This is a genomic window from Mycolicibacterium grossiae (assembly GCF_008329645.1).
GTDB lineage: Bacteria > Actinomycetota > Actinomycetes > Mycobacteriales > Mycobacteriaceae > Mycobacterium > Mycobacterium grossiae.
In genome coordinates this window covers 213372-234516 of the sequence record NZ_CP043474.1, presented here as the reverse complement: position 1 = coordinate 234516, position 21145 = coordinate 213372, and the positions used below count along the sequence as shown (strand labels likewise).

19 protein-coding genes are annotated in these 21145 nt (G+C 60.1%); 13 read left to right on the top strand and 6 right to left on the bottom strand.

The genetic code is table 11. The features are described from left to right. The first annotated feature begins 645 nt into the window (after positions 1-645). Positions 646-1245 carry a PASTA domain-containing protein gene (locus FZ046_RS01190; RefSeq protein ID WP_070356285.1) on the top strand — a complete coding sequence of 200 codons (600 nt, stop codon included), beginning with the start codon at positions 646-648 and terminating at the stop codon, positions 1243-1245. Positions 1246-1424: 179 nt separating this feature from the next. On the opposite strand, the gene FZ046_RS01185 is transcribed toward FZ046_RS01190, so the two are convergent. After that, positions 1425-1655, bottom strand: a complete 231-nt coding sequence (locus tag FZ046_RS01185) for a hypothetical protein (RefSeq protein ID WP_070356284.1) — start codon at positions 1653-1655, stop codon at positions 1425-1427. A 380-nt stretch (positions 1656-2035) separates the two neighbouring features. Here FZ046_RS01185 and FZ046_RS28260 point away from each other — a divergent pair, with 380 nt between their 5' ends. From FZ046_RS28260 to FZ046_RS01155, 6 genes are all read left to right on the top strand, one after another. Further along, complete coding sequence (locus tag FZ046_RS28260; protein ID WP_125939872.1) at positions 2036-2452, top strand: nuclear transport factor 2 family protein; 417 nt, start codon at positions 2036-2038, stop codon at positions 2450-2452. 187 nt (positions 2453-2639) lie between these two features. Then, positions 2640-4052, top strand: a complete 1413-nt coding sequence (locus FZ046_RS01175; protein ID WP_125939871.1) for a hypothetical protein — start codon at positions 2640-2642, stop codon at positions 4050-4052. Beyond that, positions 4052-4429, top strand: a complete 378-nt coding sequence (locus FZ046_RS01170; protein WP_125939870.1) for a hypothetical protein — start codon at positions 4052-4054, stop codon at positions 4427-4429. Before FZ046_RS01175 ends, FZ046_RS01170 begins: the two co-directional genes overlap by 1 nt. Before the next feature lie 1471 nt (positions 4430-5900). Further along, positions 5901-6098 (top strand): excalibur calcium-binding domain-containing protein, encoded by a 198-nt coding sequence (locus tag FZ046_RS01165; protein WP_083298618.1) that lies wholly within the window; start codon positions 5901-5903, stop codon positions 6096-6098. A gap of 133 nt (positions 6099-6231) precedes the next feature. After that, positions 6232-6531 (top strand): DUF732 domain-containing protein, encoded by a 300-nt coding sequence (locus tag FZ046_RS27740; RefSeq protein WP_328514431.1) that lies wholly within the window; start codon positions 6232-6234, stop codon positions 6529-6531. After that, positions 6512-7189, top strand: a complete 678-nt coding sequence (locus tag FZ046_RS01155; protein WP_328514430.1) for a DUF3761 domain-containing protein — start codon at positions 6512-6514, stop codon at positions 7187-7189. The genes FZ046_RS27740 and FZ046_RS01155 overlap by 20 nt, the downstream gene beginning before the upstream one ends. A 260-nt stretch (positions 7190-7449) precedes the next feature. On the opposite strand, the gene FZ046_RS01150 is transcribed toward FZ046_RS01155, so the two are convergent. Beyond that, complete coding sequence (locus FZ046_RS01150; RefSeq protein WP_070356446.1) at positions 7450-8685, bottom strand: IS256 family transposase; 1236 nt, start codon at positions 8683-8685, stop codon at positions 7450-7452. Positions 8686-8993: 308 nt separating this feature from the next. On the opposite strand from FZ046_RS01150, the gene FZ046_RS01145 reads away from it, so the two are divergent. Beyond that, positions 8994-9356: a hypothetical protein gene (locus tag FZ046_RS01145; RefSeq protein WP_125939880.1), complete on the top strand. Its 363-nt coding sequence runs from the start codon at positions 8994-8996 to the stop codon at positions 9354-9356. A gap of 239 nt (positions 9357-9595) precedes the next feature. Here the strand turns inward: FZ046_RS01145 and FZ046_RS01140 are convergent, their stop codons facing one another. Further along, positions 9596-10213, bottom strand: coding sequence for a hypothetical protein (locus FZ046_RS01140; RefSeq protein ID WP_125939879.1), 618 nt, complete (start codon positions 10211-10213; stop codon positions 9596-9598). Positions 10214-11455: 1242 nt separating this feature from the next. Between FZ046_RS01140 and FZ046_RS01135 the strand changes: the two genes are divergently transcribed. The 3 genes from FZ046_RS01135 to FZ046_RS01125 all read left to right on the top strand — a co-directional run bounded on the left by FZ046_RS01135 (position 11456) and on the right by FZ046_RS01125 (position 13819). Beyond that, positions 11456-12193, top strand: a complete 738-nt coding sequence (locus tag FZ046_RS01135) for a GAF and ANTAR domain-containing protein (RefSeq protein WP_070356299.1) — start codon at positions 11456-11458, stop codon at positions 12191-12193. A gap of 119 nt (positions 12194-12312) precedes the next feature. After that, the gene (locus tag FZ046_RS01130; protein WP_070356298.1) at positions 12313-12534 is read left to right on the top strand and encodes a hypothetical protein; all 222 of its coding nucleotides are present in this window, start codon (positions 12313-12315) and stop codon (positions 12532-12534) included. Between the two features lie 670 nt (positions 12535-13204). Continuing rightward, complete coding sequence (locus FZ046_RS01125) at positions 13205-13819, top strand: hypothetical protein (RefSeq protein WP_149484170.1); 615 nt, start codon at positions 13205-13207, stop codon at positions 13817-13819. 18 nt (positions 13820-13837) lie between these two features. On the opposite strand, the gene FZ046_RS01120 is transcribed toward FZ046_RS01125, so the two are convergent. The 3 genes from FZ046_RS01120 to FZ046_RS01110 all read right to left on the bottom strand — a co-directional run bounded on the left by FZ046_RS01120 (position 13838) and on the right by FZ046_RS01110 (position 16220). Then, on the bottom strand, positions 13838-14377 hold the full coding sequence (locus FZ046_RS01120) for a hypothetical protein (protein WP_125939877.1): 540 nt from the start codon (positions 14375-14377) through the stop codon (positions 13838-13840). Between the two features lie 612 nt (positions 14378-14989). Further along, on the bottom strand, positions 14990-15514 hold the full coding sequence (locus FZ046_RS01115; protein WP_125939876.1) for an Rv2253/PknI dimerization domain-containing protein: 525 nt from the start codon (positions 15512-15514) through the stop codon (positions 14990-14992). 310 nt (positions 15515-15824) lie between these two features. Then, on the bottom strand, positions 15825-16220 hold the full coding sequence (locus FZ046_RS01110; RefSeq protein ID WP_070356297.1) for a helix-turn-helix domain-containing protein: 396 nt from the start codon (positions 16218-16220) through the stop codon (positions 15825-15827). A gap of 1397 nt (positions 16221-17617) precedes the next feature. On the opposite strand from FZ046_RS01110, the gene FZ046_RS27595 reads away from it, so the two are divergent. After that, positions 17618-19033: a hypothetical protein gene (locus FZ046_RS27595; protein ID WP_149484169.1), complete on the top strand. Its 1416-nt coding sequence runs from the start codon at positions 17618-17620 to the stop codon at positions 19031-19033. A 789-nt stretch (positions 19034-19822) separates the two neighbouring features. After that, positions 19823-20470, top strand: coding sequence for a phosphate signaling complex protein PhoU (phoU, locus tag FZ046_RS01100; RefSeq protein ID WP_083298596.1), 648 nt, complete (start codon positions 19823-19825; stop codon positions 20468-20470). The last annotated feature ends 675 nt before the right edge of the window (positions 20471-21145 follow it).

The following is a 21145-nucleotide window of genomic DNA, read 5'->3' as shown; positions in this document are numbered from 1 at the left end:
CATTTCATGGCGCACGCACGCCGGTATTGAGCATCAAGCCAGAATCCGACGGTTAGGCGAGTGATAAGTTATAATGTCTGGAGAAGGGGGAAAGTAATTGGACGCGCATCACGGGTCCGATGAACCATCAGTAATGTTCGAACGAGTTTTCACCCGGCTCGAAAGGCAAGACGCAGTTCTCACTGAAAACTGGGCGTTTGGAACGTCTGCAATTGCGGATGCACACGAAGCGCTTGCGACCGGATCGCCGAACTCGCCCGACGAGGACTTTCTGAAGTTAGAGAAGTGGTAACTGAACTCTTCGACAAAGGCCTACTCGATAGGCTGGACTCGGACGACGAGAGGGTCAAAATACAAGCTCTCGAGGACTACTCGGTCTTGGTCGACCGAATGCTCGGCCGCAGAGCAATTTCGGAATTAAACGCCGACATATGACGTGAGTGCTTTAGCTTCGGAGTAAGAGAACGCATATGTGCTACTGACCTGCATGGGTTGTTACCGGTACTGGTATACGCCTCATGGACGGGGTTCAGCATTGCTCGCACGCACTATCTGCAGGCTCTTGCTTGCTTCGAAGTTGTGGTGTGGGCTTCGGCCTGCGCTGCACGTGACACCGCAGCGCCGCCAAGCTCTATTCTCACGCCCGTGGAGACCAGCGGGCCGATTACTGAGGCGACGTGGAGCGACGGGAAATGGCCGCTGCTCGTCTCGGAAGGCGTGATCAAGTGCTGCCTCGAAGACAGCATGGTCACCTTCACTGCCGGCAGTGTGGAGTACGGACTTAACCAGACGGCCATCAGGTTCGGCGGATACCCGGACATTCAGGAGATCGTCGCAGATAAGCGTTTGACGGGCTACGTCGAAATGCGCCGGCGATCTCTTCGCTTCGCCGCCACGATAGTGGCGTCTCTGTTGCTGATTGGGTGTGGAGGACAGTCCAACAACGCGGCGAGCCCCACGCGGCCGACGCCGGCGACATCGGCGACGGAATTTCCTCGCAGCACGAGTCCGACGGCCTTTGTACCGGAGGTGCTCGTCATGCCCGATGTCACGGGCCTCACCTTTAACGACTTCCGCCAGCTGATGACAAGCTTCGGTTGGGTCGGTGAAATCGTCAAGCTGCTTGACGCAAGTGACGGCGATACGCCCCCCGAGACGATCCTTCGGCAAGAGCCGCCGCCAGGATCGCCCATCGGTACCTCCACGCCGGTAACGGTTCAGGTGCGGTCACCCTCGCCGCCCTAGCCAAGCGACACACCTCTTGGAGACCGTCTTTGCGTTCTACCGACGTTGACCAGCGTGGTCTTCGCATCTGAGTCGCAGTCCGCTCATAGCGAAACGCAAAACGATCGCACAGTCGGGTGTGGCCCGCAATTAGACGACCAGTTCCGCGGACACCCGCGAGAGTCTTCACTCAGGGGCCGTCAGGGGCACGGTCCATCGGTCTTGACGACGCCGAACTCTACGGCGGTTTGCTTCGTAAAGGACGTGCCAGCCGGCGGCGTCGACGTGCAGACCGTCCAGTTTCGATCGTTGATCTGCATCCGTCCCTGGCCGGTGAGGTCTTTCGAGCCGCTGAAGAACACGTTGTAATCGGTCAGCGCTTGTACCGAGTTCTGAGCCGCCTGGAGGTCCTGTCCGATCAAGTCTGGCATTATCCAGGGACCAGCGTTGGCCGCCTGGGCTGCTGATTCGGCAGGCGTGGGTGCAGCGGCGGTGGTTGTTTCGCGGACGGTAACCGTCGACGGCTGCGCAGTAACAGTCGTTTGAGCGGTTTCCGTTGAGCTGCAGGCACTTAGTGCCACGACGGTAGAGCACAGCGCAAAGACGTATGTTCCCCTCATGACCGCGACGTTAGGACACCAACGCGTTGATCACTGTATTTTTTCCGAATCCGGTCCCTCGGCGCGGAGCACGCACATGTTGGAGAGTTGTGCTTCAGACGCAATGGCAGGTTTGATGCAAGCACATTTACCGACAGATTAAGGGCGGACTAGAAGTGCTGTCGTGGATCGTTGGCCGCTATGTGCGGGGTATGTTCGCCTCCGTCGGTCGTGGCGACCATGCCAAGGTGCTCGCCGCAATGGCGCCCGACGTCCATCATTGGTTCGCCGGCAGTCATGCCCTCGGCGGCACTCGGCACGACAGACTCACCGTGCAGCGGTGGTTCGAGCGGCTGCATCGCTTGTGCCCAAAGATGGCGTTCGAGGTACATGGCGTCACGGTCTCTGGGTGGCCGTGGCGTATGACGGTGGCGGCCGAATGGACGGCTCACGTGACCCCTGCGCGAGGCCCGGTGTATCGCAATGATGGCGTGCACATCATGGATGTAAAGTTCGGACGCGTGCATCGGCTTTTCGCTTACGAGAACGGAGAGGCTGTTGCGGAGGCTTGCGACTTGATGGCGGCACTTGGAGTAAGTGAGGCAGGCGCGCCGCCGATTTGTAGTTGACTGGTTGTGATGGGAATCCGCAGCTTGTTGAGGGACGGTAATGCCACCAAGCCACAGGGACGCAGATGCGTTCATTGGAAAGATCTTCGGTCGACGAAGTCGGATTGCAGCCGACGACGCGAATGCGTTGCTGCACACCGAATCGAGGCAACGCGAGGTCCGCATACAAGAGGCCGTTGCGACGGCCATGATCAGCGACCTGCCGCGCTGGAACCTCCGCCTCAGTGAGACGCTGACGCCGCACCAACGTCACCTCTCAAGAGAAGTAAAACATGAGGTGAGGATTCCAAACGCCGAAGAGCTTGCACGGCTGATGTTGGCGCGAAGCGACTTGCCTGCGCCCGGCCAGAAATGTCGTCTGTACGTCCCAGTCGCTTTCTTGAAGAAAGGCACGCTGCTTTCGGGACTTGCTGTTGACAGTTCGCACGCACCGATCAATATCCTCAATTTCACTGATGGCGACGCTTTCACCCTTCGAATACTCGATCGTTTGATCGGAGCTGACGGTGAAGCGAGCAGTCCGTACTTCGTTGCGGCGGCCGAAACGCTCGCCCGTGAATTGGAAACACGCTACTTACAATTCGCAGAGATTGAAGCCTGCCTCGGAGACGTTGTGACAATGGAATACACGAACCGATTCCGTCACGACGAAGCGACGCGCGACAACTTAGCCGCCTGGCGGCTAGCAATGGGATGGCGGCAGAACCGCTTCCGGTTCGAGAGTGACTTGTTGCACTTCGCAGCCAGTTACCACTTCCACTTTGAGGTACCGGACGGTTACATCCTGAAGGATATCTCGGTCCGGCCGAAAGGACACGATCATGAACCGAGGTACACGTTCAATGGTCAAGGAACTCCCGACGGCCACATCTACGTGCCGTACGACCAGCGCGGCGCACATGCGTCCGTATCAAATCGCTACCTGATTTTCATCGACTGCTTCGAAGCCCCGCCGGGCAGCCAGGGATACACCGCGGTCATCGGATTGGTAACGAGCGTCATCTTGTTCGTTCTGATGATGGCGCTATCCCACGGATGGTTCATAGATTCGGACACGGGGAAGGTGCAAGCGACGGGAGCGATTGCGCTCATCGCCGGCGGGCCGGCGGTTGTGGCCTCGCTGTTGCCTCTGCGAAACGAACCAACCACTGCTATACGCACTCCACTTACTGCACGCATCGCCCTGTGGACGAGTTCCGCGATGTCGGCCTATGTTGCACTGTTGCTTGCGACGCAAGGCTTCGGCATCGATCTCGCGACGATGAAGGACAGGGCCATCGTGTCGTGTTTCCTTCATGGACTCTTGGGTACCGCAATCGTCGTTGCAGGATTGCTTGTGCTGCGGAGTACAAGGCGTCGATGGGGTTATCTAAGTGAGCGTCAACGAGTGCGCCGCTTCGTCGTTGCTGTCTTGCCGATGTGGATAGTGTTGTTCTTTGTAGCGGAACAAGAAGGACATGTAAGCCTCACCGACTACTTTTTCAGCCTGGTTATTCCGGTATACCTTGTCATCTTGGCCAGATGCGTGTCCGGATGGTTCAAATCGGTCTACATCGCTTCAGGCATTAGACGTAGATTCGAGAAGTCAGAAGTGGTATGATGAAAGTAGAAGTGGAAAAGGCGACAGAAGAACGTAACGATCGGCAGGAAAGCGCTATGGCGAAGGCAATTCACGGCCTCTCGCACACAGTGCTGAAGTTGGTGTTCGACACGATGGATAAATTGACGGAGAGTCCGCCGCCGGACGAACACGATATTTATATCTATGCCCCAGGCGCGATGCCTTCAATCGATGTGCCAATACCGATCGACGATGACGTGAGACGGACGTTCATTAAGCGGTGGGGCCAGCCGGTCGACGAGGACAGGGTTCGCGCCTACCTCACAAAGGTGTGGCAGGCCGATGCAGACATGCATGCGCAAGGCGACGGCTCGCGCAAAGTACTTGACGGCGACGAATCGGTTCGAGTTCGCTGAGGTGGCGGGCCTGCGCTTGACGTAGTCACTTGTCCCGCATGTCGCCTACCACGCCGCGAGCGATCATCTTTTGTGCGAAACTGCGCAAGTCAAGCTATTGCTGCGATCTGAGCGATAGCGGCCAATGCTAGAAACGGTATTTGACGTGCGTTTCCACACGTAAGCTGGCCATGGAAACGAGCGTGAAGTTCGCCGTCTGCCAATGCCCGTCGATGGCGTGGTCGTCGGATGGTTCGGCTTCGAGCAGCGTCCGCGCGACTCCGCATTAGCTGACGGCATGTTTAAGAACGATCATGAACCCGTTGGAGGCGTCACAAGCCTCGCGGCCATCCAATGTTCAGCCGGAACTCATAGAGGTTACGTAGCGCCGGTTTGATTCATCTCTTCCGCTGCCATGCTGCGCTCAGCCCGATGGGCGTCGAACCGCCGGTTGAGCTCTGTGATTAGGTGCTCGACCGCTTGCATGTGAGATTCAGCTAGCCGTGCTCGAGGCGGTTCGCTCACGACGGCGCCGCGCGACCGGAGCTAAACGATGTCCGACTGCGCTCGGCACCTGTACGCGTGCGGACAGACGGCCCGGCGAAACGCGGCTGCCTGCTCGCACCAGCAATGAGCGCGATTGAGTGACACTGACCCCGGCACGCCACCACCCTCCACGCTCACACCTGCGCAAACCAGCGGGCCGATCAGCGAGGCGACATGGACCGACGGGAAATGGCCGCTGCTCGTTTTCGAAAGGCGTGATCAAGTGCTACGTCGAAGACAGCATGGTCACCTTCCTGCCGGCGGCGCGGAGTACGGACTCAATCAGACTGCCATCAGGTTCGGCGGTTACCCAGACGTGAAGGAGATCGTGGCGGAGAAGCGTCTGACGGGCTACATCGAAATCAACGGACAGCGCCAGCCTGTGCCGGTGGGCGACATTGGGGGACTAATCAAGCTGTCGGACAGGGTATGCGCGAGTAAGAGATAGCAGGCGCGAGTCGCGCCGCGCCGCTGCTCGTACCGAAGAGAGGTCAACCGACCAGTGGGCGGCCCCGAGGACGCGACAGATGTTGGTGAGTCAACCCCGCTGTATGGGTCTGTGAGGATGGCGAGTCTTAAGGGCCGGGTTCAGTGCCGCGGGTCGGTCTTTGCCGCACCCGGGGGGACGCCGTTGCTCGGGACTTGCATGACGACGATTTGCCACGCCTCTCGCGTTCGAGGCGCTCATGCGCACCCCCTTCAAAATCTGAGCCCAAGAGGCAGCAATGGATTCTCGTCATCCGCTAGACCAACCTTTCGGTGTCCGTGCCGTCGGTCGCACTATTTGCCTGACAGGGGCGTCAGACTGCAATGACCAGCCGGCGGCTGCTGAGGCATTGACGGATTCAATAGTTTGCTCATCTGTTTGTGATCATGGCCGAGCGTGCCCTAGGATTACGGGAGTGGCTAGGGGGCCTAGTCGCCACAAACGTTTCGGGGTGGAGTCATGCTTCTTCGTGCTGTTGTCGTCTTCGCCGCTTCGAGCGCGGTTGCTTTAGGCTCCGCACTGGCTGCATCAGCGGACGCCCCTTACAAGAACTGCTCGGAGGCTCGCGCTAACGGCGACACTGACATTCCGTCCGATTCTCCCAACTATGGTCCGTGGCTCGATAAGGACCGCGACGGTGTGGGATGCGAGTCGTGACAAAGGCTCACTGCATTGCGCTCGCGGCGTCCGTCGCAGTCTGCACGGCAGTTGTGATGACAGCGCCGCCTGCGCACGCCGACCAGTACGACTTTGTTAGCTTCCTCGCAACAACGGTGTCTACTACGACAGCATCCTTGACATCATCGACGTCGGCAAGGCCGTTTGCCGCACCATCAGAAACGGCCAGAGTAGCTTCGCTGTCGACCAAGCAATCGCTGGTCTGACGCTAAACGGTTATACGTCGAACGCGGAACGGGCCGTTATCGTCGTGGGGGCCGCCAACACCATGTGCCCCGACATCTGGCCGGCGGTGCGGGCGCATCAGCAGCAGATCCAAAACAAGGTGCAGACTCGGCTGCCTGCGAGCAACGAACCGCATCCGTGCTCGACGTCCAATCCGCCGGCCGGGTGTGCCGACGGGTCGTACTAGGTCACGCGTGCGCCGGAGGTTTGGGGTGTTTCGCCGGAGCGGGCGACTGCTGACGTCGGTGAGTGCTGTCGTCCTGCTGACGTTCAATGTGCTCGTCGCCGTTGTCGTCGCGCCTCCCGCCGCGGCATGTCCGGCTGGCACCTACGAGGCTGCGAGCGGGGACTGCGTCGAGAGCCCCAATGGGTCGTACGCCGGCGCCTCGGCAATCTGTCAAGACGGCACCGCGTCGCATTCGCAGACGCGGTCCGGTACGTGCTCTCGCCACGGTGGGGTGGCGCAGTGGTGTCCGTGTGGTGCACCCCCGCCGGCGACACCACTGCCAGTGGCTGCACTCCCAGCTCAGGACCCCTCGCAGTTGATCGCGACTGGCGGCGACGATCAATATGTCGCGCTCGCCATCTCGCCGGTCACCGCTCAGATCGGCTGGGGAACAGCAAATACGCAAGGTCGCGCCGACGGAATAGCAAATGCGGAGTGTGTGGCTGCCTCCGGGGCCGGCTGCCAGGTGGCTGCCGAGATGCATAACGGCTGCGTTGCCATCGTTCTGACATCATCTTCGTTTCAGGGCGGCAACGGCGTTACCTCAGCCGAAGCCGTCATGGCCGCCAGCTCGAGACTGCCAGGCGGACGTGTAGCGGCGCTGCAGTGCTCGAAGTAAGAACCCATAACTTCGGGGTTGTCGAACTTTTGTTCGCGGACCTCACCGCGCGACGAGTCTTAATGAGGCACTATTCGTGCCCCGCGACTTAGGACGTCGCGGCTTGGCCTGCGGTGCACCAAAGTGATGCCGGGGATGCCGGCTCGACTTCGTGGAGGCCGTTCGGGTGTGCCCCCGCCTCGGAGGCGTTCGATGCGTTGAGGGTCAAGTCCAGGGACGTGGTGTACGACGTCGTCGTGTGATTCTTCGAGGTAGTTGGGTCAGGCGGTCAGTGCCGCTGGGGTGGCCTCCTGTTCTGTCGGTGTGTCGTTGACGGTGCGTGATTTGCTGAGGACGTCGAGGCCGAGGTAGCGCCGCGATTCTGCCCATTCGTCGTGTTGTTCGGCCAGGACGGCGCCGACGAGGCGGATCAGAGCGTTTCGGTCGGGGAAGATGCCGACGACGTCGGTGCGTCGGCGGATCTCCTTGTTGAGGCGTTCCTGGGGGTTGTTGCTCCAGATCTGGCGCCAGATCTGCTTGGGAAACGCAGTGAACGCCAGCAGGTCCGCCCGGGCTTCTTCCAGGTGGTCGGCGACCTTGGGGAGCTTGTCCGCGAGGGCCTCGATGATCCGATCATATTGCGCAGCAACCGATTCAGCGTCTGGTTGATCGAACACCGAATGCAACAATGTCCGGACCCACGGCCACGACGACTTGGGAGTGACGGCCATCAGGTTGGTCGTGTAATGCGTTCTGCACCGCTGCCAGGCCGCCCCGGGCAGCGTCGCCCCAATGGCCGCTACCAGCCCGGCATGGGCGTCGCTGGTGACCAATTTGACCCCGGACAGGCCGCGGGCGGTCAGCGACCGCCAGAACGTCAACCAGCCCGCTCCGTCCTCGGCGGTACTGACGTCAATACCCAGGATTTCGCGATGGCCCTCGGCGTTGACCCCGACCGCGATCAGGGCGTGCACGTTGACCACCCGCCCGCCCTCGCGGACCTTGAGCACCAGGGCGTCGGCGGCCACGAACGTGTACGGGCCGGCGTCCAAGGGCCGGGTGCGGAAGGCTTCGACGGCGGCGTCGAGTTCCTTAGCCATCACGCTGACCTGGGACTTCGACAGCGACGTGATCCCCAGGGTCTCCACCAGCTTGTCCATCCGCCGCGTCGAGACCCCCAGCAGGTAGCAGGTCGCGACTACCGTGGTCAGAGCCCGTTCGGCGCGTTTGCGGCGTTCCAGCAGCCAGTCCGGGAAGTAGGAGCCGTGGCGCAGCTTCGGGATCGCGAGATCCAATGAGCCTGCGCGGGTGTCGAATTGGCGGTGCCGGTAGCCGTTGCGGGAGTTGGTGCGCTCGGTGCTGCGTTCGCCGTATCCGGCGCCGCACAGGGCGTCGGCCTCAGCGCCCATCAGGGTGTGGATGAATGTGGCGAGCAGCTCGCGCAGCACGTCGGGATGGGCGGTGGTGAGTCGTTCGGCCAGCACGGTGGGCAGGTCGATATTGTGGGCAGTGGTCATCGCGTCGGTTCCTTTGCTCGAGAAACTTTGGTCGGTCTCTCGAAGAATCACGCGATGACCTTCAATCATTCGGCTACGACACGCCGGTACCGCTGATCAGGTCCGACTCGTACACCACCTTGGTGGACGCAACCGCGTTGAGACCGCCGTCGTTGCGCGTGGCAAATGTTGACTTGCGTGGCAGGCAGTGTGTCGAGCAGACGCCACCTTTCTAGATTGGCTGCCGCCAAACGGCGGGCCGTGTCAAGGTTGACCTCAAGAACGACTCTCTCACATCCGCAACAGTGACCAATGCGTTAGGAGGGACAATGAGGTTTCCTAAGCTCGCGGGTCGCTACGTGGGACGGCCGGCGGGGCAATCGAGTGCGACCAGCGAGATCAACCTTCGACTTGAAACTGATGGTCGTTTCGATTGGGTCCGCTATGACGATTTGGTAGCGGCAGCTGCCGGCGGGCGCTGGTGGGTCGAACAACAACCCGACGATCGGCCCAACGGTGGACGATACGAAGTTCTTCTCGAAGTGACAGCGGGGTTTGCTGCCGACCTGCAGATAGTTGGACCGACACGCTTCGACGTCATAGGGGCGGAGGATCGCATCGTCTTGCGTCGCCAAGCTAACTCGGAGCCGCTGGAGCTCCGCTGTAAAGGGGCTGAAGGCGACGTGAAGTAACTTCAGAGTCTCGCGTTGCTGTGAATACAACTGCCAAAGCTGTGTTCATATTGGCGAGGGCCGTCGTGCAAGCAGGATGGGCAGTGCTGCTACTCGGTAAAGACCTGCTTGGGTGAACGCACTGACGATCTCTATGAGGTCGTCCGAGGCATCTGGACAATTCATTTCTGGGAAGCTGACACTCACCTCCAACTCATTGGGACCTTGTTCAGTTTTGAGACAGACCTATGTACGCGAGATCAGTCAGGGATTCGCAAATCGTAATAACGTGCGGCGCCAGCGAAATCTCCGTGCAAACCGGGTAATCTATCAAGGCTGTTCGAAAGGTCATCGAGCGTTTCACGATTGTACGGGCGACCGTAACGAGAGTCATTCGCTAGCGAGTGGATCGCTGTGTCGATGTCAGTTTGAGCGTCCACGATGGCCGTACGCAATTCGTCAACCTCTGGTGAGCAACTAAGCGCGACAACGTAATCTGCGCTGACGGCCGCATCTACGGCTTCATAATACTTGCCGGACCACTCATTAATCGCCGAGATGTCCGGATCATTCTCTTGTATGTAGTTTCTGAGCGTGTTCTCAATACCTTGCAACTTGGGCTGAGAGGAAAGATAGGTCGCATAGTCGGCTTCACGCCGGGCAAGAAGATCGCTTTCTCCTTGAAATTCTTGGCCGGAGAGCGCAAGCGCATAGGATATACCGCCTCCAATAAGCGACCCCAGTAGAGCTGCTCCTGCGCTAAGTAGAGCGAGCTTCCAGTCGCTGCTTCGGCCGCCAGATGACCTCGAAGCAGTGCCTTCACCTAGCGTCGGGTTGCTATCCGCAGGTGGCACCTCTGTGCCTGACTCTTCCCCCATGCCTCGAGTCTGGCACAGGAGTGACGCAACTGCGTTCCATACCGTTTACGTTGACCCCAATCCTTCCGCCGAGTCGCGCTCTGTTGGTTCGCGAGTCGGCATCAAACGCTGGGAGAAGCGATTCGTTCGAAATGGGACGTGGCAACCTGATGTTCGCTATCGTGGCCCTCGTCGAGGCAAAGCCTGGTCGGCGGGGGGAGTTCGTGGTGATTCGACTAACTGGCGCACGGTGGGTAGCTAAGCCGTGCCAATTGCTACAAAGTCTTTACAGTTTTCGCATTGTTGCGATCGGTTTCATCGCTGCTCTTTGTACGTGTCTGACCTATTTTGATGGAGTTGGGTGGGAGGCAGAGGCGTATCCTTCTTGCAACTACTCCACTCGTGTAGAGCGCGCAAGCGCAGGAGCATCGGCACGTGCGTTGGGAGTAGGGGTGTGCACTACTGCCGTCACAACTTGTGCTGACTTGCGCTTGCTTCGGGGTAACCAAGTCATCGCTAGAAACTCTCAATGTATTCGCGGCTCCCGGATCGACATCTTGACGGCTTTCGCGCGTGTGAACTGGAACGACAAACTTGGCGCAAACATCTCCGTGTGGAGACGGGATCAAGCGTAGCGCCGGTCGCGAACCATGGGCTTTAGCCAGAGGCCTCGAGACCTGTAGTTCCGCTCACGCTACACATGCCTGAGCTGTGCACTAAGAGCGTCGAATCGTCTGCGGCAGTTCGGACAGCCGGATAGCATCGGCTGATACGCGACGGGGAGGGACTGGTTAATGAGCTTCTGGCGGCGAGTGACCGAGCGGGATCGGAATCGCAACGAAGATTTGGTTGAGAGAATCAATAACGTCGAGATGGTGCATGATGGTATCGATCAAGCATTCGACGGCTTGGGAAACATGCTGAATGGCACAAGAAACAACAGTCGGAGGTTTCGGTGGAGGGACCGCTGGCGCTGACCGACGCTACGGCCGGGGTTCGGCCGATGGTGTGGCCGATGACTAGACGCGTGCGTATGTAGCCGTAGGCGCTCAAGCCGGGTTGGACTGATGATCTGCCGGCAGCACTTAGCAGAGCGGTACCGGCTCCATGTGCTACCTTCCGGATGATTGTGCCTCGTTGCGTGGCCTGCGATGGAGTGCGTACGGAGACCGTTTTCTCGTCGTGTTCAGATTCGGTTAAGCTCACGCCGTAGTCGCTTTGGTCCAGCCACGGCCAAGCTGGATCCTTTTGAGGCGGATACGGGTGACAGACGCGCGTCCTAACGAGCTTGACCGGCTCGAATCGGCATCAGATGCCATCGAGTCGTTGCAAGAACTGTTCGCTTCAACGGAACCGCTCGACGATGTTCTCGCCCGCGTCGCGCAGTCCGCTGTGAGTGCCATTCCCGATGCCGACGCGGTGTCTGTGAGCGTCTTGACTGGGACAGGACGACGCACGGCCGCGTACACAGACCAATGGGTCCTCGCTCTCGACGACGAGCAGTACTCAACTCGGCGTGGGCCGTGCTTGGAGGCGGCGGAGACGCGCCGTCCGGTGCGGGTGGTCGTGTCCGTCGAAGGCCAGCGATGGCCGGAGTTTGTTGCAGCTGCTCGGCGCAGCCATATCCGTGCCACGTTGTCGGTGCCGCTGCTTGCGGAACGTGTGGACCAGGATCCGGAGCTGATCGGTTCTCTCAACATCTATAGCCGGCATGCATCGGCCTTCGACCCGTTCGACGAAACGTTGATGCGTCTGTATACCGCGATAGCCGGCGCCGCAATCACGAACGCGCGTCAATGGCAGCGCTCCCGCGAAACCATCCAGCAATTGACTGCGGCGCTGACGTCAAGGTCGGACATAGACCAAGCCAAAGGTGCACTTCGCGCAATCCACGGCGGTACCGCTGAGGAAGCGTTCCAGCGGCTCGTCAAGTCCTCCCAGGACCGCAATGTCAAGCTCAAAGTGGTTGCTCGAGAGTTCTTGGCGTCGCTCGACAAGTGACTCGCAGGAGGGCAGCGAGAACTGTGAGTGAAGGCGCAGAGACAGCGCTGCGCTGGTATGAGCCGTTCGTGCGGGCGCCGAGTACGATCGCAAATCACCAACAACAACGGAGGACTGAGATGTCGGTAAGCAGCGATCTGGCGAAGGCTCTCGACAAGGCGTACGAGGACAAGCCCTTGAAAGAAGTGCTCGACGCTTCGCCATCGGCCCTCGCTGGCGTGACCGACGATGATGCCGCAGCGCTGAAGGCTGCGCTGAACATCAAGACGGTGCGCGATCTCGGATCCAACAAGTTCTTCTCACTCGCTGCTGCGTTAGTGGCGATCGAGAAGGCGCAGTAAGCGCATTCCGCACACATTAGTGGCTGACGTGCGAAGCTTCGGCAGCGATCGGCGCGACGCTGCTCGAGCGCAACGCCGAGTCGTTGTGGGCGGCCCAAATAACTTCGAGTGCCCGTTCCGATGCCCCGGACACGACACGGGGCATCGGAACTCTTGGCCAGCCCCCCGTCGGGGTTAGGAGCCGACCAGGTGATTCTGGCATGGCGAACCGCATCGCGGGAGGACGCAGCCGACACGTGTCATCCATTTGACGACACAACTCGCAGATCTTCGCATCTCAGTACCTTCAGCCGCACGGCTCCAACTATGAACACGGCAATAGTTGGCCCGGCTTCATCAAGAACGCCGACGACAGCGGTTTAGCGAACGTTTTGCGACGATGCCCGACGTGTCGGGGTCTTGTGTGACGGTGCATCGGTGCTCGCTGCGCGAAAGATGATCGAGGCGACGGCTTGGCCCGCGATCGGGTGCCGCGGAATGGAACACGACGTCCACAGGACCGGCTTCGTCGCCTTCGCCGTCCGTCTCGCGTCCAGCTACCTTGAAAAGAGGTCGGGCTGCGCGTCGCCCTGTACCCGGGCGCACCATGGTGTGACCGCTTGGTTCTGCCAAAGCGGCACGGGGGTTGTGTTGTTGTGTCACGCTCGATGAAGCGAAGGCAGGGGGACACATGCGCTTTTTTGCTCAGGACTATCCGGCCGTGGGGTCCTACGAGACGACGAAGCAACATCGCCGGACCCGTCAGACGGCAGCTTATACAGAAGTCGAAAGTATTAGCAGCGACGGTACCTACCATGTCGTTCATCTTCGTCCACTATCCGGGGACGTCGTTGTTGTGTGCGCTTGTTTCGACCAATGGTTCACGCCCTTACAGCAGGCGATGGCGAGGTCCGATGCGACGAAGGATGCATGGATGTCGTCCATGCAGAGTGCGTGGCCGACCACGAAGCGACTCTTTGAAGATGGTTGGGCGAGCCGTTACTCAGGCACGGCGCTGTGCACGATGCAAGATCCAGACGATATCTCCGATAAGTGGTTCGTCCTGACAGTCGTAGCGAATCTAAATCTCGCTGTGAGCGAAGACGAGACGCGGCTCATCGACGCCTTCCATCGCGTCGAGGCCGCCGCCGCAGCACTGCACCATGAAGTATCGAGTCGGCGCATGGACTTCGCCGCGCTGGCGTCAAGGGAGATGCGAAATGAATTGTTCGCCGCAACCAAGAAGCTGGCTGGTTTCGCGACGGCCAATTTTGGACCGATCGCAGGATTTTTCAAAGGTGGTTAGGCCGGCGTTACAGCTACCTCAACGTGAAAGGTTGCAGATAAGCTTCACAATTGAGTAACCATTGTCGTCATACCGCTGCAATTGGTCGAACTCCTCGACCTGATTCCAGATGGCTTGCCGCTGATACCAGGGGAATTGTCGCATCGTCGCATCGATGCTGAGACCTTGATGTTGAAGGTCGTTGACGCGGCACGCGGCACGCCGCAACTGCAAAAACTGCGAGCTATCTTCGTTAGCCGATGACGCCGCCGGTCCAAGTGTCAACCGGCTGCGCTCGACGACTTCGTCTGCTGGGACATGCAGGTTCTTACTTTGCTGGCGGATGATGTTGAGCAGTTCGTCGAGTGGATTCGCCGCTGCGACGCCTGGAGCAATTAGACCGCAACAACTGATGGCGATTGTCCCCGCCACGGCGGCCGAGGTCCTTCTAGTTGCGTTTCGACTCCACATGACTTCCCCCAGAGTTGTTTCGGACTGTTGGTGCACGCTACCTCCGCCGACAATACTCCGGACGGTTTTGGTAAACCTCCTTTGAAAGGACCCGATGATGGCCTTCATCACGACGATGAAAGTCGTGCGGGCGTACCAGAAGCTTCCTCGATGACGATTTCACGAATAGTCCAACAACCTTAGTCGGACGTCATATGCTGAGATGACACGCAAATCAGGGGGGAACGTATGAATCGACTGTCCAATCGGGGTTGTGCCGTGATCGCTACTGGCGCGCTCACCGCCGTCATGGCGAGTGCGGCGGTGATTTCGCCACCCCTTGCCGCTGCAAGCGCCTGCACGTACAGCTCGTCGGTGTTTCGGCCGAGTTCCATCCAGGCGCAGGGCATCGTGAATGCGCGCGGGTGTCCCAATAGCGGGTACAACTTGTGCGTCGCCGGGCGACTGTTCAGGTCCGCATCCCAGGTTGTGGCATCGCTCAACTCATGCCAAGTAAGCCGTTCGAGCATGCAATTTGCGACAGCCGTCGGCAGAGTAGCGCCAGGTGATCGGCCGGCGATGCAGGTCGACAGATTCTACCTGGTACGGGTACCCAACGTGTAACGAGATACTGCGGAGCTAGGAGACTGTCACGGCGGTTGCTAATAGAGAGATACGCTTGATTAAACGTCGGCGATTTTCTCACGGGAGTAACTGTGGTAACGATCCTAGAGTCACGGCTCAAGTCAAAGACACGTTCGGCGGAAAGTCGCCGAGTCGACTAAATGTAGCGGGCGCTTGCCACGTGTGCGGACAGACCGTTAGGAACTGCTGCGTGAGCGTCCCGCGAAACGTGCCGTCGTTGTACGGCTGGATACTGAAAGTCGAACGAACGTCGCTGTAATTCGACGACATGGTGTCATCGCACGGCAGGTACTGAGAGCTAACACCTGTCCAGACGGTGGTACTAAAGTCGTACGTGTAGTTATCTGGGTTCATCCTTCCGCGATTACCGGAATCGGTGAGCGGTACGCCCGTCGCCCCGCATCTGCCGGGTATGCAGCTCATCCGTACCGCGTATTGCCCTGCTTGAGGATTCTGCGGCTGCGGTTGCCCATTGACAGTCACTAGGGGGCCATTCAGCTCCACTTCGAACAGCCCGTCCAGCGCGATGATCTGCGGTTCGGCGGCCGCGGGTTTTACTTGAAGCAGCGCCGATGACGCCACAATGGCACAAGCCGCAACGAAAGCTGTACGCAGCAACATGGGGACCACCTCACGTCTCTCTTCAGCGAAGATAGCGCCGATGGCGACTTGTCGAACGAAAACCTCCGAAAAGGATCGGTGTGAGGCAATCTTTAGCGGCTTCCCCTAAAGAGACGCCTCGTCATTGGCCGGCCAAGCCTCCTAGCTGCTGATGCGCGCCGTGAAGTAAGCGATGCAGCGTGCAAGGGTGTAGCGCGCCGAATTCTCGCAGTGAAGCTAACCGCGTGAGTGTAAGAAGGCGATGGAGCGAGGCAAGACAATGAGTCGTAGCGTCTCGATCGTGCAAGGCAAACGGGGGACTGCAAGGTCATCAGACGAGACGTTCTCGCTGGCGCGCCTCATCGATTGAATCGAACAATATTTGCTTTGCATGCCAAGACATGCCAACCGTCCGTGCGGCGATGCTGCGCACCTGTTCGTCCCGAAGGGCTGCGAGCACTTCCAGTTCCCGATTGATCTTTGTGAAATAGACATCGTCGGTGAAGTACGCGGCGTCAATTCTGAAAAATTTCGCCAGCGTCTCGATCGTGTCCTTGGACGGGTTGGTTCGCGTCCCCGAGCGTAGCTGAGACATGTATGGCGCGGATATGTGAACGCCCTGATCGCGAAGCGCACCCACAACCTCGGCGCTCGTGTGAGGCCAGCGGCCCGGTGGATGAACCAAGTCGAACAACCTATTCAAACGGGCCGAAAAGGTGTGCGTCACGTCCGCATCCCATCCCTTTGGGTCATGTTCCTGACGCGGTGCGTCAGTTGTGGCGCATCAAGCCTCTCACACTCGAGGTTAGTCAGCCTGCGAGAAGGGTTCGGATTGACTCGAACAGCAATGACGTGCAGCGCTCGCCTAGGGAGGACTGAAGGTCGGAGGGAGCGCGCTTCGGCGACTGCTGCGAGGGGTTCTCGCCCGCTGTCGCAGCAGTTCGTTGAAACGAATGGAGAACCGCGGCGCTTTCGTTCGTATGACATGCGGCAGATGTGGGTACCAGCGTGTCGTGAGCGCAGATGACACTTCGAACCTCGGGGAGCAGCCGATGCTGCCGACTGAGCAGACGCATCCCGACCACCGCGAACATGCCAAGTTGTCTAAACACATAAGCGAGGAAGATTTAGACCAGCGCGTCCAACACGAACGCAAACTCGTAGTTGTTGACCGGCTTGATTCTAGTTCGGATGGTGAGGGCGGCGGTGAGTAGGGGTCAGATCGTAGTCGCGGTCGTACTTGTCGTCGTGGTCGTCGCATTGCTTGCCCGTCGCCCGATCGAGCCGACTTCGACGGGCGCTGGCGACGACAAGCCTCCAGGCTACGAGAACCCGGCACCACAAGATGTCGCCGTCAGTCCGAATCCCTGAGAACGTTGCGACTTCCCACGACCATGTCGCATAGAAATGATCTGACTCTCGGCGAAGCGGCATTCGGCGCCAAAAGGTGCTACTTTCTCATCATGGCGGTTGAGGTGATGACGGCTTTGAAGTATCGTCCCTAATCTTTTTTCACCCATGCCTGCCGACTTAGTGCGCCTCTCGTTTGAGTCGCTGTGCTAGTCGTGAGCAGGAACGACCGCGAACATTGACACCGTCATAAGTCCCGCGCCAGACGGCTACCACGTACTGCAGTGCGATTAAGCGAGCACTTCGCCGTGCACCATCCATCGAAAGCTCGGACACCACCACGGCTGACGAAGTGCCGGCGGCGCTGCTGGGCACCGATCCTCAACGGGCACACAATGGCCGCCGGGATTGTGAGGGGGAGCGAGCCGCAACTGCGGACTGCGAGCTGCAGGCGCGCCGCTTGTCGCCGACGGGTGCTCGCACGTGCGACGTGGCGCTCACATGCGCATGTTGGCGCGCCATTGTTCTTGCCAGTCAGTCTGGCATTTGGCCCAGCGAGTTCGGCGTCGGCGTTAGGCGCGTTGCACTGAACATCGACCGCGAGACACGCTGAACTGCGCCGCCGTCTACAGAAGCTCTGGCGTGACGTCTTTGCTGCCAGCAACGTTGCCGACGGGCGTTCCGGTTAGCTGTGATGTAGTCCTACCTTGACCTGATTGCATCGAATGGTGTTCGCTATTGGCACCCCATTTCGGCGAGCGATAGAGGAATTCGATGTTCAAGGCAGTTTGCCGTTACGGAGGAATCGGACTCACCACGCTCGGTGCGGGGGCATTGCTCATCGCCGGATACGGCTCATTGCCCGCGGAATCGCTCCCGGCACCCGTGCAGCGCGACGTGCAGCCGACGGCCAACTTCTCGTTCGCCCGCCTCTTTCCGTTCGCGGTGGCTCCCACGCCGTCGACGAGCAGCGTGGGCGTCGGCTCGGTGGCGACCGTCGTCGACGACGTCTCGGCGACGGTGCGCGGAACCTTGCGGTCGCTCAATCAATTCGGTCCCGCGAGTCTGGCTCTGGACTCGGTGCGTTACGGCGATGCGCACTTGCCGCCGGCCGGCAGCACCGCCGGCACGGCCAACATCACCAGCATGGATCAGTGGGTCGCCGGCATCACCGGTCTCGCCAGCAGCCGGGGTGCGCTGGGCTTCACCGAGAATGGCGTGTCCTACGACCCCTACGTCGCCACCCATGCCGGTGTCCTGCAGACCGCCAATCAATTCGGTCCGGCGGTATTCAATCTGAACGTTCTCAAGGCGATCGGATTCACTCAGGCTCCGACCGGCCAGACGGGCGTCAACGGCCAGCCCGACAACTTCAGTTCCGTCGACATCGGACGCTGGTCCGCCGGAATTCCCGGGGTGATCATGAATTCGGGAACGACCGGATTCGTCACCTACCAGGACTTCGCCAACGGGCCGTTCTTCGACTACCGGGTGGCCGGCCTGCAGACCAGCACGCAGATCGGTTCGCAGACCTTCGACGTCGGCCTGCTGCCCTTCATCAGCACGGGTCTGCTGCTGCCGCCGACGCTGTCCTTCGGGCTGGCGCCGGACATGACGGCGGTGAACACGCCGTTCCTGCCGAGCACCCCACCCACGCCGGGCATCGTCCAGCCGTTCGGCGGCCTGGTCGTCCCGCCCGCCGTGACGGCTCCGCTGCCCGCGCCCGCCCCCGTTGCTCCCGTCGCTCCTGCCCCGGCTCCCGTCGCTCCTGCCGCGCCGGCCGTCCTCGTCGCGGCGGCGACCGAGCCGGAGGTCGCCGAGCCCGCCGCTCGGGTCGCGACCGTGGTCGAGGCGCCGGCCGAGGCGCCTGCCGCCTCGGCGAGCACCACCCGGGCGACCACCGAGAAGCCCAAGCCGGTCATTCCCGGCGTCAACGGAGCGCCGCTGGCCAAGCCGTCGACGTCCGCGTCGTCGAGCACGGGCGCCAGCAAGCCGTTCGACCCGTTCAAGGGGGTCAACGACATGATCTCCAACGGGATCGGCGCCCTCACCGGGGCGCGCTCCACGGCTCCGAGCGGATCCGCGTCGGCCGGCGGCCAGGACGCGGGTGGCTCGGGCACGAACTCGGCCGGTGGCGCCGGATCGAGCAGCACCGGTTCGTCGGGCGGGGCCGGCTCCAGCGGCGACTGACCCTGCGTGAAGCGGACAATCGCATTCTTAGCCCGCTGGGAGGTTTGAGATCGCTGCGACGCGGTACAGGGCGACGGTGTATGCCTCATCGCCGGCTTTGACCGGCGTTGGTGTGGAAGCGTTGTTCCAAGCGCACGACTCAAGTGTCAAGCTCCAACGCGCTATCGAACGGGCACGTCGGTTGCGTCAACAGGCTGAGTCGTTAAGACTGCAGCTCGCTTATATACGTGATTTCTACGCTTAATCACTGCGCCGCAGCGAGACGCAATACCTCTCAGGAACGTCGTCGACGACGAACGGTCAGAAACTCGAGGGCGTCGCTTCTTCTGACACACCATGGCTCACTTGAGCGAAGCGGCGAACGCATGTGCCTGCTCGCTTCTGAACAATCGGGGTTGCCACATGCATTCGCCTGCGATCGCGACATGGAGCGCAACCAACTCGTCCGACCGCGCAGGCAACGTGCCCGCCCAGAGCACAACTGAAACGTTCGACTTGGAAGTCAATGGAAGCAATGGGTCATCGGTGAGCGGTCAAAGTTCCGTGACATGCGGCCGGAGAAGGCGGCTGGTGTCTGTCAGCTGCGAGAGCGCGCACCAGCTTTGGCAGAACGAATGGAGTTTGACCTGTTTCTGCGAACGCCGTCGGAGTACCTCGGAAGCGGCGACTGTACCGATGTCTTGAAGATCATCGTGAGCAGGGCTTTCGCCATGATCTCACAGCTTGCGTTCACGAACCGTTCACATCCGAAGTCCGCCAGCTCATGATGCGCATCCGTATCGTCGGTTGATGCGCAAAAACTTCCGAGCAGACTTGGAAGCGCTGACCGCACAAGTGGCGGCAGCTTGCAATCTTGCGGGCGACGCAATGCAGGAGGCGACGACCGCGCTGCTTACGGCCGACCTCCTACGCGCCGAAGATGTCATAGGGCGGGTTGACGATTTCAAAGCTGTGATCGCCGAGGCAGAAGAGAAGGCCTTCCTCCTCATGGCGTTGCAGGCACCAGTAGCGAGTGACCTACGTGCAGTGATTGCGACCATGCAGAACTGCGCCGATGTTGATCGAATGGCGGCATTGGCAATCCATGTCGCGAAGATCGCAAGACGTCGTCACCCCACCCACGCCGTCCCCATCGAAGTGGAGCCTGTTTTCGCCGAGATGGGACGATTGGCGACGAGCGTAAGCACGGCAGCGGGTGATGTCCTGCTTTCGGTCGACCCACGTCGTGCGACTCACTTACGGCAGCAGGATGACGCGCTCGACGATATGCGCTCCCACTTGTTTGAGGTGGTGCTGGCAGCGGAGTGGGGCCATGGTGTTGCCGCAGCGGTCGACGTCACATTGCTCGGACGCTACTACGAGCGATTCGCTGACCATGCGGTCGCCATCGGTCGCCGTGTCATTTATCAAGTTCATGGCTCACGCTCATCGGCGTGACATACCTCGGATACGATGCGCGAGAGATCGGTCTGCGACGTCTTCAAGCTGAAGCCGCTGACATAGCGACACGACAACTGTCGAACGACGTTTCCGTCGAACATTTCTGAGCTTAGCTAGCTTGTAGTTGCCGACGAGATACCCTGTGAATTGCTACTCCTCGCTCAGGTTCGCGTCAATCAATCTGATGTGCAGAGACGAGAAAAAGAATCTCTGGCGCATGAAAACCGAAGGTGGTATTTTCGCCTCACGCTCGACCGAGTGATCACACCGTGGTCGCAAGCGATGTCGCGTGGAAAGCGGTGGGGGATGTCGAACGCAACATTGAGTGCAGCTGCCATCGAACGGGTCGAAGCAAGTGTTGACAGCATGCAACGAGCCGCCGGCGCGACGGACGACGAAGTAAGAGCTGCCGCAGCCAACTACGTCGCCAATGGGCAGAAGCCACGCGTCAAAGGACCTGCTCGGTCCCTCATTATGTCAACGCGTCCCGTAGCGTCTGCCTGGGACTGGTTCGCACAGACAGTCCAAAACGGATACGACGCTGGTCGTGCAGCGTGGCATCACGTCTTCGGCTCCGAACCGGAAACCGAACCAGAGACACTGCCGTCGGAGGCCTTGCCGAAAATCGCTGCCAACACGCAGACATCGCTCGAAGGACTACTTCGTCTGCGG

Bases quoted from the DNA above. Each gene is read 5' to 3' on its own strand.
- FZ046_RS01145 (WP_125939880.1), top strand. From the start codon at position 8,994: ATGAGGTTTCCTAAGCTCGCGGGTCGCTACGTGGGACGGCCGGCGGGG.
- FZ046_RS01125 (WP_149484170.1), top strand. From the start codon at position 13,205: ATGCGCTTTTTTGCTCAGGACTATCCGGCCGTGGGGTCCTACGAGACG.
- FZ046_RS01150 (WP_070356446.1), bottom strand. From the start codon at position 8,685: ATGACCACTGCCCACAATATCGACCTGCCCACCGTGCTGGCCGAACGA.
- FZ046_RS01140 (WP_125939879.1), bottom strand. From the start codon at position 10,213: ATGGGGGAAGAGTCAGGCACAGAGGTGCCACCTGCGGATAGCAACCCG.
- FZ046_RS01115 (WP_125939876.1), bottom strand. From the start codon at position 15,514: ATGTTGCTGCGTACAGCTTTCGTTGCGGCTTGTGCCATTGTGGCGTCA.
- phoU (WP_083298596.1), top strand. From the start codon at position 19,823: ATGCGCAAAAACTTCCGAGCAGACTTGGAAGCGCTGACCGCACAAGTG.
- FZ046_RS01170 (WP_125939870.1), top strand. From the start codon at position 4,052: ATGAAAGTAGAAGTGGAAAAGGCGACAGAAGAACGTAACGATCGGCAG.
- FZ046_RS01120 (WP_125939877.1), bottom strand. From the start codon at position 14,377: ATGAAGGCCATCATCGGGTCCTTTCAAAGGAGGTTTACCAAAACCGTC.
- FZ046_RS01175 (WP_125939871.1), top strand. From the start codon at position 2,640: ATGATCAGCGACCTGCCGCGCTGGAACCTCCGCCTCAGTGAGACGCTG.
- FZ046_RS28260 (WP_125939872.1), top strand. From the start codon at position 2,036: ATGTTCGCCTCCGTCGGTCGTGGCGACCATGCCAAGGTGCTCGCCGCA.
- FZ046_RS01185 (WP_070356284.1), bottom strand. From the start codon at position 1,655: ATGCCAGACTTGATCGGACAGGACCTCCAGGCGGCTCAGAACTCGGTA.
- FZ046_RS01165 (WP_083298618.1), top strand. From the start codon at position 5,901: ATGCTTCTTCGTGCTGTTGTCGTCTTCGCCGCTTCGAGCGCGGTTGCT.
- FZ046_RS27595 (WP_149484169.1), top strand. From the start codon at position 17,618: ATGTTCAAGGCAGTTTGCCGTTACGGAGGAATCGGACTCACCACGCTC.
- FZ046_RS01130 (WP_070356298.1), top strand. From the start codon at position 12,313: ATGTCGGTAAGCAGCGATCTGGCGAAGGCTCTCGACAAGGCGTACGAG.